This is a genomic window from Paucibacter sp. TC2R-5, assembly GCF_025717605.1.
Lineage (GTDB): Bacteria > Pseudomonadota > Gammaproteobacteria > Burkholderiales > Burkholderiaceae_C > Paucibacter_A > Paucibacter_A albus.
On sequence record NZ_JAJIRQ010000005.1, the window covers coordinates 232,263 to 246,619 of the forward strand.

A 14,357-nucleotide genomic window follows, 5' to 3' on the forward strand; every position below is an offset into this window, starting at 1 on the left:
CTTGTCTCCGTTATTGTTGAACGAGGGTCTGAATGCCCTCGACTCCACAATCACGATAGACGCAGCGACCGCGCCACTCAATCACGCAAATGCGTGACAGCTCAGCCCCTCATTGCTCCATCAGGCGCTGAGCCAGCGCCGCCTTGTCATGCACTTGCAGCTTGGCGTAGGCTCGGGTGATTTGGGTGCGCACCGTGTTGGGCGCGACACCCAGTTCGCGGGCGATCTCTTTGCTGCTCAGGCCGGCGGCATAGCGCCGGGCCACGGCGCTTTCACCCGGTGTCAGCGCCGCCAGTGTGTCGACCGGCTTGGCCGAGCAAACCCACAAATGCTCTTGGCGCCTGGCGCTGACCTCGACCTGCTGGCCTCGAAAGCTGACGCCGCGTTTGAGTGCATCCAGCAAGGGAAGCGGCAACTGACGGCTGCCCATATCGGCCCATTGCAGGCGCAAGAGCGTCAAGAACTGCGGGTCGGCGGTCTCTATGCCGCCCTGCGCGTTGACCAGGGCCGAAGCGCGCTGCGCCCGCGCGCTGTCTTGTCGGTCGAGCAGGGCATTGCGGTGAATGACGATGGCGCGCGACAAATGGGCCCAGGTGGCGTGCAGGTAGTCGGCGTCTTCGGCCCCAAAGCCGCTGTCGCTGCTGCGGTAGAGCACCAGCCAACGTCCGGGTAGGCCAGCGACGGGCCGGTCTCCGAACAGCAGCAAATGGCGCAGGTCAAAGGCCTTGCTGAAGTCAGCCATTGCGCCTGTCGCCTGCTGGCGGCCACCGTACTGGGCTTGGCAGTCGACCGCAAGGGGCTGGCTCAGGCCGCGCAAGAACTGGCCGGTGACCGGGTCTTCGGCAGCGACCGCGCCATAGGCTTGCAGAATTTTTTCATCGCGCTGGTGCACATGGGCTTGGGTGATTTGCAAAGGCCCTTGCGGCGCGGGCCCGGATTCCCCCAGCCCCAAGACCGCGCCGTCAAAGCCGACCGAGCGCCCCAGCAGGCGCAGCGCCGCCCCAGGGAACTCCTGGAAACTTGCTTGTTCGGCCAAGCTGTACAGCTCGACCATGGCGCGGGAAAAGGCGTGCATGGCGTGATGATCGCATGGGCGGGCTCGGGCCCCAACTGTTTCTTCCGACGGTTTTGGTTTGAAATGGTTCAGAATATTTGTTCTAGAACATTTATACTGAATGAATGCCGCAATCCAGCATTCCCCATCCCACCGCCGCCGAGCTCGATCTATTGCGTGTGCTCTGGCGCATCGGCCCCGCCGACGCCAAGCAAGTGCACGAAGCTTTGCTGAGCGATCGCCCCGAGGCCACATATGCCACCGTCTTGCGGCAACTGCAGCTGATGCATGCCAAGGGACTGCTGAACAGGGATGAAAGCAGGCGGCCGCAGCTTTATGCGCCGGCCCAAAAGCAAGACAAGCTGCAGACCCATTTGCTCAAGGACCTGATCGCCAAGGCCTTTGCCGGCTCGGGCAAGGCGCTGGTGCTGGCGGCTTTGAAGGGCCATGTCAGCGCGCAGGAGCGGGCCGATATTCAGAAGCTGCTGGATAGCCAGGGTGAGGGCAAATGAGTTCGACCTTGCTGCAGTCCTGGGTGCCGGCCATCGGTTGGGCTTTGTTGAATTTTGTCTGGCAAGGCCTGGTCGTCGGCGCGCTGGCTTGGGTCGCGCTCGGCTATTTGCGTCAGGCCGGCCCGCGTTGGCGCTATGCGGTCTGTGCTTGGTCGCTGTTGATTTGCCTGTGTCTTCCGCTGGCTCATCTCGTGTGGATGCTGAGCGGCGAAGCGGGCAGCAGGCTGCCGTCGCAGCTGACAGCGCTGCCCGCGTGGCTGCAGGCTGTGGCCGCGCAGTTGCCGGCCCTGGTCACGGCCTGGGGTTTGGGCGTTATGCTGATGGCGCTGCGCCTGGGTGCCGGCTTGGCCTGGCTGGGCACGCTGCGCCGCCGCGCCGGCCCGGCCCCGCAGGCCTGGCAGCAGCGCATGGACTCTTTGGCGAAGCGCCTGAACCTGGGCCGCAAGGTCACGCTGGGGCTCTTGCCCGAGCTGAGCAGCCCCATCACCTTGGGGCTGCTGCGACCCTTGGTGCTGCTGCCCACCGCCTTGCTCAGCGGCATGCCGCCCGCCTTGCTGGAGGCCTTGCTCGCGCATGAGTTGGCCCATGTGCGGCGCTGGGACTACCTCGCCAATTTGCTGCAAAGCCTGGTCGAGTCGCTGCTCTTCTTTCACCCGGTGGTGTGGTGGTTGTCTGGCCAGATGCGCGATGCGCGCGAAGAAGTGGCTGACGAGTTGGCCGCCCAGGCGCTGGATGATCCGCGCCGTTTGGCCAAGGCCCTGCAAGCCTTGTCACTGCAGCAAGCTGCTTTGACACCGCCGCTGGCCATAGCCGCCAACGGCGGCAAATTGCTGCAACGCTTGGAGCGATTGCTAGCGCCTCAGGCCCAAAGTGCCGGCTGGAAAATGGCCTTGCCCGCTTTGCTGGTGGCCGCCAGCAGCCTCTGGATGCAGACGCAGCCGCGCTTGGGTGCCGGCGGCCAGGCAAGCGAAATTGCCGGGCTTGCCGCTACGAACCAGCGTGCGCGCCTGCCCAGCATGCCCCAGTTGCTGCAACTGCCGGTCAATGCCCGTCATATGCTGCTGCTGGACGAGAGCAGCGGCGCGGTTCTGATGAGCAAGGACGCCGACACGGCGGTGCCGATTGCCTCCATCACCAAGCTGATGACGGCGATGGTGGCGCTGGACGCTAGGCCAGACCTCGATGAGCCATTGCGAATTGAAGCCGGTGACTTGAACCCGAGCAGGCCCAGCGCCGCGCATCTGCCGATAGGCGCGAGCATCAGCCGGCTCAGCGCGCTCAAGCTGACGCTGATGCCCTCGGACAACCGCGCCGCCGCCGCGCTGGCGCGCAACTATGCGGGCGGCACGCCCGCCTTTGTGCGGGCCATGCAGGCCAAGGCGCAAAGCCTGGGCCTGACGCAGACCCGCTTTGTCGACCCGGCCGGCATCTTGCCCGGCAATGTCTCCAGCGCCACCGAGGTCGCCAAGATTGCCGCGGCCGCCTCGCATTACCCTGAGATTGCACGCATCAGCAGCGAGCAAAGCGCGCGCGTGGGCGTCGATGGCCGTGCGCGCGCGGTGCGCAACACCAACCCGCTGGTGAGCGAGGAGGGCTGGGACATCCAGCTGTCCAAGACCGGCTACACCAGCGCTGCCGGCAGTTGCCTGACCATGCGCTTCAAGAGTGGCGGCCAACAGTTCACCGTCGTGCTGCTGGACGCCGATGACTCGGCCGAACGCATGCGGGACGCCGGCCGCATTCGCGCCAATATTGCCATGCTGCACAGCAGCTAGCGCTCCCGCGCCGGAGCCGGCCCGGTCAAAAAACTCACTAGGAAACTCTCGCTATGCAACGTCGCAACTTTCTGTGCGCGGGCGCAGCCACGCTCGCCTCTTTACCTGCCAGCCAAGCCATGGCCGACGAACTTGGCAACTTTGCACCGCCGCGCCAGCTCGCAGCGGTGCGCGCCAAGGCCGATCGCATCATCGACATCAATGTCTGCCGCCGGCCTTTTCGCGCCCAAGGGCCGCGCATTGAGTCCGAGCAGCGCTACGGCAAGACCATCGTTCACCATTACGGCCATGGCGGCGCCGGCTGGTCGCTGTCCTGGGGCTCGGCCCAGCTGGCCCTGCCGCTGATCCGCGCCAGCGGGCCTAAGCAGATTGCGGTGATTGGTTGCGGCGCCATTGGCCTCACGACCGCCCGCGTCGCGCAAATGAACGGAATGAAGGTGCGCATCTACTGCAAGGAGCGCCCGCCCGAAGTGGCGTCTTCCAAGGCCACCGGCATGTGGTCGCCGGACTCGCGCATCTGCAGCAGCGAGCACGCGACGCCGGCCTGGACTCAAGCCTGGGAGCAGATGGCGCGCAGCTCCTTCAAGACCTACCAAAGCATGCTCGGCCTGGCCGATCAGCCGGTCGAGTGGCGTGACGGCTATTTCTTGTCGGACATTCCCTTCGATCAGCCCTTGCCCGATTCCGCGCATGGCGGCGAGGACGACGAGCCCGACTACCCCGATCTGATGGCGCAGCTGGACGATCTCCGGCCCAGGTCGATGCTCTTGAAGCCCGGCTCGCACCCGTTTCGCGTCGCTCATGCCAAGCGCTTCACGCAGATGAGCTTCAATATCTCCAGCTATCAGCGACTCTTGATGGATGACTTTTTGCGCGCCGGCGGCGAGATCGTGCAGCAGGAGTTTGAGCATCCACGCCAGTTCGGCAACTTGCGTGAGCGCACCGTCGTCAACTGCACCGGCTATGGCGCGCGCGCCTTGCTGGGGGACACCTCCATCATCCCAGTGCGCGGCCAGACCGCCCGCCTGGTGCCGCAAATCGAGGTGGATTACGCGCTGATCTACCGAGGCCACAACTTGTTCATGTTGCCGCGCCGCGACGGCGTGCTGGTGCAGGCGCAAGGCGAACACGACTTCGGCAATGAGGACACCCGCATCGACCGGGCGCTGTCGGTCGCTGCAGTGGAGCGGCTCGCAAGCTTGTTCGCCTGATGACTCTCGTGCAAAAGTTGTTGACCTTCGCGCTGGTCTGTTCATGCCTGCTGCCTGCCGGTACCAAGGCCGCCGAGCCCCCCGCAAAGCTTGTAGCCATCGTCGATGCTGCAATTCTTCCCTTGATGGCTCAGCATGACGTGCCCGGTATGGCGGTCGCGATCACGCTCAACGGCGAAGCCAGCTTCTACAACTACGGCCTGGCGTCCCGGGCGGCCCACAAGCCCGTCAACGAGCACACCTTGTTCGAGCTGGGCTCCATCAGCAAGACCTTCACCGCCACGCTCGCTTCATACGCACAAGTGCAGGGCAAGCTGTCATTGAACGACCATCCCGGCCGCTATATGCCTGAACTCAAGGGTCGGGCGATCGACCGCGCCGCCTTGATCCATCTGGCGACCTACACCGCCGGTGGCCTGCCGCTGCAGTTTCCGGATGAAGTCGAGCCGAAGGGCATGATCGCGTATTTCCAGCAATGGCGGCCGAGCGCTGCGCCGGGCACAAGGCGCGAATACTCCAATCCAAGTATTGGCGTGTTGGGTCATGTCACCGCCTTGGCCTTGAACAGCAGTTTTGTCGAGGCGATGCAAACCCAGCTGTTCCCGCAGCTAGGCCTACATGACAGTTACCTCCAGGTGCCGGACGCACAGATGGAACGATATGCCTGGGGCCATAGCAAGGCCAATGCCGAGATCCGCGTGAGCCCAGGCGTCTTCGCCGAACAAGCGTATGGCGTCAAGTCGACAGCCGCCGAGATGATTCGTTATGTGCAAGCCCAGATGGATCCGCAGCTTTTGAGCGTGACCATGCAGCGCGCGATCGCGGGCACGCAGCTTGGCTACTTCAAGGTCGGTGAGATGGTGCAAGGGCTGGGCTGGGAGCAGTACCCTTTCCCCATCACGCTGGATCGTTTGCTGGCCGGCAATTCCGAGGACATGATTTTTGAGTCCAATCCAGCCAAACGCCTCTCGCCGGCGCAAATGCATGCCCAATCGAGCCGGCCGACCTTGTTCAACAAGACCGGCTCAACTGGGGGATTCGGCAGCTATGTCTTGTTTGTGCCCGAGCTGAAAATTGGCATCGTGATGCTGGCGAACAAGAACGTGGAGATCCCAGCGCGCATCGCGGCGGCGCATGCGATCCTGAGCCAATTAGCGCAACTCTCTACACAGTCCCAACAGCCCGCACAGCCTGCAAGGCCGACAACACCGCCTCGGCCGTAGCCGGTGCCATCAACAGCGGGTCGCAGCCGACTGGTCCGGCCGATGCGACTGCATCCTTGATCGCCAGCAGCACCGAGAAGGGCAAGAGCAGCGGCGGCTCGCCGACCGCCTTGGATCGGTGAATGCTGTCAATCGCATTGGCTTGATCGAAAAGGCTGACCCGAAAATCGGGCGGGCTGTCGTTGGCGGTCGGGATCTTGTAGGTGCTGGGCGCGTGGGTCAGCAGGGCGCCGGTCTGCGGATGCCAGCGCAGTTCTTCGGTCGTCAGCCAACCCATGCCCTGCACAAACGCACCTTCGATCTGGCCAATGTCCAAGGCTGGGTTCAAGGACTTGCCGACATCGTGCAACACATCGGCGCGGGTGACGCGGCTCTCGCCGCTCAGCGTGTCGACCAGGACCTCGGCCACCGCCGCCCCGTAGGCAAAGTAGTAGAAGGGCTTGCCCCGCAGATTGGCGCGGTCCCAATGCAGACCCGGCGTGGTGTAAAAACCATCTGCCCAAAGCTGGATGCGCTGCATATAGGCTTTGTGCACGAGCTCCGCGAAACTCAGGGACTGTTCGCCCGCGCTGACCCGCCCACCGCCGAACAGCACTTTTTCCGGCGTGCAGCCGAACAGCTGCGCCGCCAACGAGCTCAGCCTTTGCTTGATCTTGCGCGCCGCATCCTGCGCCGCCTTGCCATTCAGATCGCTGCCGGTAGACGCGGCCGTGGCCGAGGTGTTGGCGATCTTTTGTGTGTCGGTGGCGCTGCAGCGCACGCTGCTCAGTGGCAGCCCCAACTCATGCGCCACCACCTGCGCGACCTTGGTGTTCAGGCCTTGGCCCATCTCGGTGCCGCCGTGGTTAACCAAGACCGAGCCATCGGTATAGACATGCACCAAGGCGCCGGCCTGGTTCAGATGCACGACGTTGAAGCTGATGCCGAATTTCAGCGGCGTCAGCGCCAGGCCTTTCTTCAACACCAGGCTGTGCCTGTTGTAAACGGCGATGGCCTCGCGGCGGGTTTGGTAGTCGCTGTTGTCGACCAGCCGGTTGATCAGTGCGGCGAGGATGTTGTCCTCGACCTGCTGGCCATAGGGCGTGATGTTGCGCTCGCCAGAATCACTGTAAAGATTGCGTTGGCGCACCAGCAGCGGGTCCAGCCCCAGCCGGCGGGCGACCGAATCCAGAATCATCTCGATGGCCAGCGCGCCCTGCGGCCCGCCAAAACCGCGAAAGGCGGTGTTGCTCTGCGTGTTGGTGCGGGCGCAAAAGCCGTGCAGGGCGACATGCGGCAGGAAGTAAGCGTTGTCGAAATGGCAGAGCGCGCGCGCCATCACCGGCGCCGACAGATCGGCCGAATGGCCGCAGTTGGAGATCAAATCGACCTCGGCACCGAGGATCATGCCGGTCTCGTCAAACCCCACATCCCAGCGGTAATCAAAACCATGGCGGCGCCCGGTGATCATGAAGTCGTCATCCCGGTCCAGGCGCAGCTTGACCGGCCGGCGCAGCTTCGCTGCAGCAATGGCCGCCACGCAGGCGAATAGCGCCGACTGCGACTCCTTGCCGCCAAACCCCCCGCCCATGCGCCGGCATTGCACCTGCACCTGATGCGCCGCATAGCCCAAGGCATGGGCGACCAGTTGCTGCATCTCGCTGGGATGCTGGGTCGAGCAGCACAACAGCATCGCTTGCTGCTCCTGCGGCAATGCATAGCTGATCTGGCCTTCCAGATAGAACTGCTCCTGCCCGCCGACCGACCATGAGCCGCTGAGCCGCTGCGGCGCCGTGGCCAACGCCGAGGCCGCATCACCCCGGCTCAGGTGCATGGGCGGCAACACATACTGGCCCAACTCATGCGCGGCCTTCGCGTTCAGCACGGCGGGCAGCGCCTCGAAGCGAATCGCCGTCTTGGCCAGCGCGGCGGCGCGGCGCGCGAGGTCGCGGCTGCTGGCGATGACGGCAAACACCGGCTGGCCCAGGTAACTGAGTACGTCCGCGGCGAGGATGGGGTCGTCATGCAGCAGCGGGCCGCAGTTATTGCTGCCGGGAATGTCGGCGGCGGTCAGCACCGCGAGCACGCCGGGCTGGGCGCGCAGCAGATCCAAGTCAATCGACAAGAGCCTGCCATGCGCGACCGGCGACAAGCCGAGTGCCGCGTGCAGCGTGCCCGCCGGCTCGGCGATGTCGTCGGTGTAGATCGCCTCGCCCGACACATGCAGCGCCGCCGATTCGTGGGGGCGGCTGACACCCACTTGATCATGGGCGCTCATGCAGCGCTCCCGGTGGCCTTGTTGAAGCTCACAGCCTGCCAGACGCTCAGCTCGGCGGCGGTCAAGGGCGCCTCGCTTCGTGTTTCCAGCCAGCAGCGGCGCAAGAGGTTTTGCGCGACCTGCATCCGGTAAGCGCTGCTGGCGCGGGCATCGCTCAGGGGCGTGAAGTCTTGCGTCAGGGCGCTTTGGGCGGCCTGCATGCTCGCTTCCGTCCAGGGGCGCCCCAGCAATGCAGCCTCGGCCTGCGCCGCCCGTTTGACCACGGCCGCCATGCCGCCGAACACCAGCCGCGCCTCCGTGATCAAGTCACCGTCCAGCCGGATGGCCAGCACCGCGCAGACGGCCGAGATATCGCTGTCATAGCGCTTGGCGATCTTGTAGGCCCGCAGTCGCCAATCGGCGCTGGGCAGCGGCAGGTGCATGGCCTCGATGAACTCACCGGGCTGCAAATCTTTTTGCATATAGCCGAGGTAAAAGTCTTCTAGCTTGAGGCGCCGCTGCTGTGCGCCACGGCGCAGCAGCAAGTCGGCGCCGAGTGCGATCAAGGCCGGCGCGCCGTCGCCTATCGGTGAGCCGTTGGCGATATTGCCGCCCAGCGTGCCGGCGTGGCGCACCGGCGGCGATGCAAAGCGCAGCCATAGCTCGCGCAAGCTGGGCGCGGCGGCAGTCAAGGCGGCCCAGGCGTCTTCCAGCGAAGCGCCGGCGCCTATCCACAGCCCGGCTTGGCCTTGAAAGGGCTCCGCCCGAATCTGGCGTAACTCATCCACCGCGCCGAGGTAGATCAGGTCGCCCAGATCGCGGAACTGCTTGTTGACCCATAAGCCGATGTCGGTGGAGCCGGCCAGCAGGCGGGCCGCCGGCTTGCTCTCGACCAAGGCGGCCAGCGCGGCCACGCTGCGCGGCGCATCGAAACTGTCAATGCGCTGCCCGAAGGCGGGGTGGGGCGCTTCATGGTGCAGCGCGGCGCCCTCAATCTCCATGTTTGCCTGCATGTCTGCCTGCATTTGCTGCAGGGCGGCCTGGGCCGACTTCAGATCGAGGCGCTGGCCCGGCAGCTCAAACATCTTTTCTCCCGCATCCAGAATCGGCCGATAGCCGGTGCAGCGGCACAAATTGCCGGCCAGATCGTCGGCCAGTTGCTGGCGCGTTGGGCGGCTGCCGGCCTCGCTGTGTTTTTCATAGCAGGCTTGCAGCGTCATCGCAAAGCCGGGGGTGCAAAAGCCACATTGCGAGCCATGGCAGTCGACCAAGGCTTGCTGCACCGGGTTCAGCGAGGTGGAAGGCGAACCCAGGTCTTCCACCGTCAGCAGCGCCTGGCCGTCCAGTGTGGGCAAAAATTGGGTGCAGGCGTTGACGTTGCGCAGCTCTAGCCGGCCCTGCCGCATCTCGCCCACCAGCACCGTGCAAGCACCGCAGTCGCCCTCGGCGCAGCCTTCCTTGCTGCCCAGGTAAGCGTGTTCGCGCAGGTATTGCAGCACGGTGGTCGTGACCGGCAAGCCTTGCACGGACTGGATCTGTCCTCGGTGGAAAAAGCGAATCGGGCGCGCGGGCAGGCTCATGTGGTGAATGTGCATCTGAGGCAATGGCCCGACGATATACGATCCCGCTCAGACCTTCGCCTGGAACCTTGCATTGCCACTCGCCACTCCCCCTGAAAAATTTGCCCTGCGCGGCGATCTGCTCGACTTCACGGCCGCACCGGCTTGGGGCGAGATCGACCCTGGCAGCGCGCTGCGCTTTCAGCCCGACCATTGGCTCCTGATCGACGAGCGCGGCCGCATCCAGGGCACGCAGGCCGAAGCGCCCGATGCGAGCTGGCGGCAGATCGACCACAGCGGCCGCCTGATCCTGCCGGGCTTCATCGACACCCATGTGCATGCGCCCCAGCTCGATGTGATCGCCTCCTACGGTGCCGAGTTGCTGGACTGGCTCAACACCTACACCTTCCCGGCCGAATGCCGCTATGCCGACCCGGCTGTCGCGCGCGTCGGTGCCGAGCGCTTTTTGGACGCGCTGCTGGCTCACGGTACGACGGCGGCGGTGGTCTTCGCCACCGTACACAAGGTTTCGGCCGAGGCGCTGTTCGAAGCGGCAGCGCAACGCGGCATGCGTCTGATCACCGGCAAGGTCTTGATGGACCGCAACGCCCCGGCCGCGCTCTTGGATGCCGATGTGGCCAGCGCGGAGCGCGACTGCGTCGATCTGATCTCGCGCTGGCATGGTATGGGCCGCCTGGCTTATGCCGTCACGCCGCGCTTTGCGCCGACCAGCACGCCCGCCCAATTGGCGATGGCCGGTGCGCTGTGCCGCGCCGACGCCTCGCTCTATATGCAGACCCATGTGGCCGAGAACCGCGCCGAAGTGGCCTGGGTGAGCGAGTTGTTCCCCGATGCGCGCAGCTATCTGGACGTCTACGCCCGCGAAGGCCTCTTGCACCCGCGCGCTGTGCTGGCGCATGGCGTCTGGCTGGACGATGCCGACCGCGCCGTGCTCAAAGCCAGCGGCGCGCAGATCGCCTTCAGCCCCTCGTCGAATCTGTTTCTGGGCAGCGGTTTGTTTGACTGGGCGGCTGCGGCCGAAGCCGGCGTCGCGGTCAGTGTGGCCAGCGATGTGGGCGGCGGTAGCAGTCTGTCCATGCAGCGCAATTTGCTCGACGGCTACAAGGTGCAGGCGCTGGCGGGTCAGCGCATGAGCGCCTGGGCGGGTCTGCATGCCGCCACGCGCGGAGCGGCCGAGGCGCTGGGGCTGGTGGATGAGATCGGCCATTTCGGCGCCGGCACGCTGGCCGATTTTTGCGTCTGGGACTGGGCCATAGGCCCGGTGGCGACGGCCCGCGCCGAAGTGGCGCGTGGCCTGCATGAGCGGGTGTTCGCGTGGATGGGCTTGTCGGATGAGCGCAATCTGCACAGCGCTTATGTGGCCGGCGTGCCTAGATATTCTCGGAGCTCAACCGCATGACCGCAGACAAGATCGCTTTCTTTGTTGCCCTGGAGACCCGCGTCTGGCAAGCCTTGACCCTCGGCGACAAGCAGGCCTACTTGGCGCTGTTGGCGCCGGAGTTCCTGGGCGTCTATCCGAGTGGCTTTGCCAGCTTGGCCAAAAACCTCAGCACCTTCGAGCAGGCACCCGGCTTTGCCCCAAGCTATGTACTCAGCGAAGCGCGCATCATGGATCTGTCGCCCAGCCTGGTGATGCTGTCCTACCGGGCAGTGTTCCAGCGAGTCGATGACGCTCAAGCCAAGGCGATGTATGTCTCGTCCTTGTGGCGCCGCCAAGAGGACGAAAAATGGGTCAATGTATTCAGCCAAGATAGCTTGGCACACGCCGGCACGAACGGGTAGTAAGGGAAGTTGAGATGTCGATGATTGATCTTGCCGCTGCGGCGGCGGACTTGCCGCAGGCTTGGCGTTCGCAGATTCTTGGCCGCGTTGGTGGCGCTAAATTCAAGGTCTTGCGCATGGACGGCAGCGCTTACCCAGACGAAATCCATGACTTCGACGAGGCGCTGCTGGTGCTGGACGGTCAGATGAATCTGGCCTTTGCCGACCAGGTGATCGCTGTGCCGGCCGGCTCGGTCTATCTGGTGCCAGCGGGTCAGGCGCATGCGGTTGCGCCGGGCAGTCATGGCACGCTGGTCATCATCGATTGCTGAGCGGCCGAGAGCTTTCTACTGCTTAACCCCGACAGCATCTCGGCAACAGCCCCCTATGATCTGAGCATCAAACTTCGGCCTGTCCATGAGCATCGCCCGACTGCAACTCACCGGCATCAGCAAGCAATACCCCGCCGTCAAAGCGAACGACGGGGTGTGCTTGTCGGTGGCGCCGGGGCAGATCCATGCGGTCTTGGGGGAGAACGGCGCCGGCAAGTCGACGCTGATGAAGATCATTTACGGCGCGGTGCAGCCCGACGCCGGCCAGGTGCTCTGGAATGGCCAGCCGATTGCGCTCAAAAGCCCGGCGCAGGCCCGGGCTTTGGGCATCAGCATGGTGTATCAGCATTTCTCGCTGTTTGACACGCTGAGCGCGGCCGAGAACATCTGGTTGGGCCTCGATAAAGGCCCGAGCCTGGCCGAGCTGAGCGCGCGCATCGCCGCCGTGGCGCAGAGTTATGGCCTGGAAGTAGACCCGCAGCGCCCGGTGCACAGCTTGTCGGTCGGTGAGCGCCAGCGGGTTGAGATCGTGCGCGCCTTGCTGACCGAGCCGAAGTTGCTGATCCTCGACGAGCCGACCTCGGTGCTGACGCCGCGCGCTGTGGACAAGCTCTTTGTCACCTTGCGCCAACTCGCCGCACAGGGCTGCAGTATTTTGTACATCAGCCACAAGCTCGATGAGATCCGGGCGCTGTGTGAGCATTGCACGGTGCTGCGCGCCGGCCGCGTGACGGGCGAGGTCGACCCGCGCACGCAGAGCAATAGCGAGCTGTCGCGCCTGATGATTGGCGCCGAGCCACCGCCGCTGCGGCGCCTGCCGACCAAGGCCGGAGCCTTGGCGCTGGGCGTGCGTCGCTTGAGTCTTGCCAAGGCCCAGCCTTTTGGCACCACCTTGGTGGATATTGAATTGAACTTGCACGCCGGCGAGATCGTCGGCGTGGCCGGGGTGTCGGGCAATGGCCAGCAGGAGTTGCTGGCCGCGCTGTCGGGCGAAGATCCGCGCGGCCAGCCCGGCAGCGTGCAGATGTTCGGTCAGGATATTGCCCGCAGCAGCCCGCGCAAACGGCGCCATCTGGGCCTGCATTTTGTGCCGGAGGAGCGGCTGGGGCGCGGCGCTGTGCCGGGGATGTCATTGGCGCAAAACACCTTGCTGACCCGCACCGACCGAGGCAGCGTGACGGCCTGGGGCTGGCTGCGTACCGCGCGGGTTCAGCGTTTGGCCGAGCATTTGATTGCGCGCTTTTCGGTGCGCGCCGGCGGTGCGGGTGCGGCGGCGCGCAGCCTGTCGGGCGGCAATTTGCAGAAGTTCATCGTCGGCCGCGAGATCGATGCCGCGCCTAAGGTCTTGATCATTGCGCAGCCCACCTGGGGCGTTGATGTCGGTGCTGCCGCGCAGATTCGGGCGGAGCTACTCAAACTGCGCGATGCAGGTTGCGCCGTTTTGGTGCTCAGCGAGGAGTTGGACGAATTGTTTGAAATCAGTGACCGCCTGGTCGTGATGGCGCAGGGCCGCATGTCGCCGGCCGTGCCGGTGGCGCAGGCCAGCCGAGCGATGATTGGCGAGTGGATGAGCGGGCTCTGGAACCTTGGAGCGGGCAATGCTCAGGCTTGAGCCTCGTCCGCAACCCTCCAAGCTGATGGCATTGGCCTCGCCTTTGCTGGCGCTGTTGATCACGGTCGCCTTGGGAGTGAGCCTGTTCCTGCTGCTGGGCAAAGACCCGCTGCGCGGCCTGCAGATGTTTTTCTGGGAGCCGATCCGCTCGGTCAGCGCCTGGAGCGAGCTGGGTCTGAAGGCGACGCCGCTGGTGCTGATTGCGCTTGGCTTGGCAGTGTGCTTTCGCGCCAATGTCTGGAATATCGGCGCCGAAGGGCAGTTCATCATTGGCGCCTTGGCCGGCGGCTGGGTGGCGATGCAGGCCGACGCCAACACGGGCCGCATCATCGTGCTGTGGATTTTGCTGGCCGGCATGCTGGGCGGCATGGTCTGGGCGGGCATCACGGCGCTGCTGCGCGCGCGCTTCAATGCCAATGAGATTCTGGTCAGCCTGATGCTGGTCTATGTGGCCGATCTGCTCTTGAGTTATCTGGTTTACGGCCCCTGGAAAGACCCGCAGGGCTATAACTTCCCGCAGAGCATCAGCTTTTTGGCGGTCACAAAGATCCCTCGCCTGTTCGAGGGCTCGCGCCTGAACATCGGCTCCGCTATTGCGGCGGGCTCGGTGCTGGCTTTTTGGGTGCTCTTGTTTCGCTCCTATGCGGGTTTCGCCTTGCAGGTCGGCGGGCTAGCCCCTGCGGCTGCGCGTTATGCCGGCTTCTCATCAAGCCGCGCGCTATGGACGGCGCTGCTGCTGTCGGGCGCCATGGCCGGCCTGGCCGGTGCCTTGGAGGTGGCCGGGCCGCTGGGGCAGCTGACGCCTTATGTGCCGGCCGGCTATGGCTTCGCTGCCATCATCGTGGCCTTTGTCGGCCGCTTGCATCCGGTGGGCATCGTGTTCTCTGCCGTCTTGATGAGCATGTTTTACATTGGCGGCGAGCTGGCGCAAACGCGCCTGGGCCTGCCCAAGTCCATCACCGGCGTGTTCCAGGGCCTGCTGCTGTTCTCGCTTTTGGCCTGCGACAGCTTGATCAATTACCGTCTGCGCCGCACGGTGCGCGCAGCGGCCTGAGGGGCCC

General features: G+C 64.8%; 12 protein-coding genes. 9 read left to right on the plus strand and 3 right to left on the minus strand.

Features of this window, described 5'->3' with window-relative positions:
* Window positions 1-109: 109 nt before the first annotated feature.
* The gene (locus LNV08_RS13650; RefSeq protein WP_263534266.1) at window positions 110-1,075 is read right to left on the minus strand and encodes a helix-turn-helix transcriptional regulator; all 966 of its coding nucleotides are present in this window, start codon (window positions 1,073-1,075) and stop codon (window positions 110-112) included.
* Between the two features lie 104 nt (window positions 1,076-1,179).
* Here LNV08_RS13650 and LNV08_RS13655 point away from each other — a divergent pair, with 104 nt between their 5' ends.
* The 4 genes from LNV08_RS13655 to ampC are packed head-to-tail and all read left to right on the plus strand — an operon-like array spanning window position 1,180 to window position 5,775.
* On the plus strand, window positions 1,180-1,566 hold the full coding sequence (locus LNV08_RS13655; RefSeq protein WP_263534267.1) for a BlaI/MecI/CopY family transcriptional regulator: 387 nt from the start codon (window positions 1,180-1,182) through the stop codon (window positions 1,564-1,566).
* A complete protein-coding gene (locus tag LNV08_RS13660; protein WP_263534268.1) occupies window positions 1,563-3,341 on the plus strand; it encodes a M56 family metallopeptidase in 1,779 nt (592 codons plus the stop codon). The genes LNV08_RS13655 and LNV08_RS13660 overlap by 4 nt, the downstream gene beginning before the upstream one ends.
* A 53-nt stretch (window positions 3,342-3,394) precedes the next feature.
* On the plus strand, window positions 3,395-4,552 hold the full coding sequence (locus LNV08_RS13665; protein ID WP_263534269.1) for an FAD-dependent oxidoreductase: 1,158 nt from the start codon (window positions 3,395-3,397) through the stop codon (window positions 4,550-4,552).
* Complete coding sequence (gene ampC, locus LNV08_RS13670; protein ID WP_263534270.1) at window positions 4,552-5,775, plus strand: class C beta-lactamase; 1,224 nt, start codon at window positions 4,552-4,554, stop codon at window positions 5,773-5,775. Before LNV08_RS13665 ends, ampC begins: the two co-directional genes overlap by 1 nt.
* Here the strand turns inward: ampC and xdhB are convergent.
* Together xdhB and xdhA are read right to left on the minus strand one after the other, a co-directional pair.
* The gene (gene xdhB / locus LNV08_RS13675; protein WP_263534271.1) at window positions 5,717-8,032 is read right to left on the minus strand and encodes a xanthine dehydrogenase molybdopterin binding subunit; all 2,316 of its coding nucleotides are present in this window, start codon (window positions 8,030-8,032) and stop codon (window positions 5,717-5,719) included. The two genes, ampC and xdhB, sit on opposite strands and share 59 nt — an antisense overlap.
* Window positions 8,029-9,591, minus strand: coding sequence for a xanthine dehydrogenase small subunit (xdhA, locus tag LNV08_RS13680; RefSeq protein ID WP_263534272.1), 1,563 nt, complete (start codon window positions 9,589-9,591; stop codon window positions 8,029-8,031). The genes xdhB and xdhA overlap by 4 nt, the downstream gene beginning before the upstream one ends.
* Window positions 9,592-9,664: 73 nt before the next feature.
* Here xdhA and guaD point away from each other — a divergent pair, with 73 nt between their 5' ends.
* The 5 genes from guaD to LNV08_RS13705 all read left to right on the plus strand — a co-directional run bounded on the left by guaD (window position 9,665) and on the right by LNV08_RS13705 (window position 14,350).
* Window positions 9,665-10,990, plus strand: a complete 1,326-nt coding sequence (gene guaD / locus LNV08_RS13685; RefSeq protein WP_263534273.1) for a guanine deaminase — start codon at window positions 9,665-9,667, stop codon at window positions 10,988-10,990.
* Window positions 10,987-11,373, plus strand: a complete 387-nt coding sequence (locus LNV08_RS13690; RefSeq protein ID WP_263534274.1) for a nuclear transport factor 2 family protein — start codon at window positions 10,987-10,989, stop codon at window positions 11,371-11,373. Before guaD ends, LNV08_RS13690 begins: the two co-directional genes overlap by 4 nt.
* Before the next feature lie 14 nt (window positions 11,374-11,387).
* Complete coding sequence (locus LNV08_RS13695; protein WP_263534275.1) at window positions 11,388-11,684, plus strand: cupin domain-containing protein; 297 nt, start codon at window positions 11,388-11,390, stop codon at window positions 11,682-11,684.
* 85 nt (window positions 11,685-11,769) lie between these two features.
* Window positions 11,770-13,296, plus strand: coding sequence for an ABC transporter ATP-binding protein (locus LNV08_RS13700; protein ID WP_263534276.1), 1,527 nt, complete (start codon window positions 11,770-11,772; stop codon window positions 13,294-13,296).
* Window positions 13,283-14,350, plus strand: a complete 1,068-nt coding sequence (locus LNV08_RS13705; RefSeq protein ID WP_263534277.1) for an ABC transporter permease — start codon at window positions 13,283-13,285, stop codon at window positions 14,348-14,350. The genes LNV08_RS13700 and LNV08_RS13705 overlap by 14 nt, the downstream gene beginning before the upstream one ends.
* Window positions 14,351-14,357 lie beyond the last annotated feature (7 nt).

Bases quoted from the DNA above. Each gene is read 5' to 3' on its own strand.
- LNV08_RS13650 (WP_263534266.1), bottom strand. From the start codon at position 1,075: ATGCACGCCTTTTCCCGCGCCATGGTCGAGCTGTACAGCTTGGCCGAA.
- LNV08_RS13655 (WP_263534267.1), top strand. From the start codon at position 1,180: ATGCCGCAATCCAGCATTCCCCATCCCACCGCCGCCGAGCTCGATCTA.
- LNV08_RS13660 (WP_263534268.1), top strand. From the start codon at position 1,563: ATGAGTTCGACCTTGCTGCAGTCCTGGGTGCCGGCCATCGGTTGGGCT.
- LNV08_RS13665 (WP_263534269.1), top strand. From the start codon at position 3,395: ATGCAACGTCGCAACTTTCTGTGCGCGGGCGCAGCCACGCTCGCCTCT.
- ampC (WP_263534270.1), top strand. From the start codon at position 4,552: ATGACTCTCGTGCAAAAGTTGTTGACCTTCGCGCTGGTCTGTTCATGC.
- xdhB (WP_263534271.1), bottom strand. From the start codon at position 8,032: ATGAGCGCCCATGATCAAGTGGGTGTCAGCCGCCCCCACGAATCGGCG.
- xdhA (WP_263534272.1), bottom strand. From the start codon at position 9,591: ATGAGCCTGCCCGCGCGCCCGATTCGCTTTTTCCACCGAGGACAGATC.
- LNV08_RS13690 (WP_263534274.1), top strand. From the start codon at position 10,987: ATGACCGCAGACAAGATCGCTTTCTTTGTTGCCCTGGAGACCCGCGTC.
- LNV08_RS13695 (WP_263534275.1), top strand. From the start codon at position 11,388: ATGTCGATGATTGATCTTGCCGCTGCGGCGGCGGACTTGCCGCAGGCT.
- LNV08_RS13700 (WP_263534276.1), top strand. From the start codon at position 11,770: ATGAGCATCGCCCGACTGCAACTCACCGGCATCAGCAAGCAATACCCC.
- LNV08_RS13705 (WP_263534277.1), top strand. From the start codon at position 13,283: ATGCTCAGGCTTGAGCCTCGTCCGCAACCCTCCAAGCTGATGGCATTG.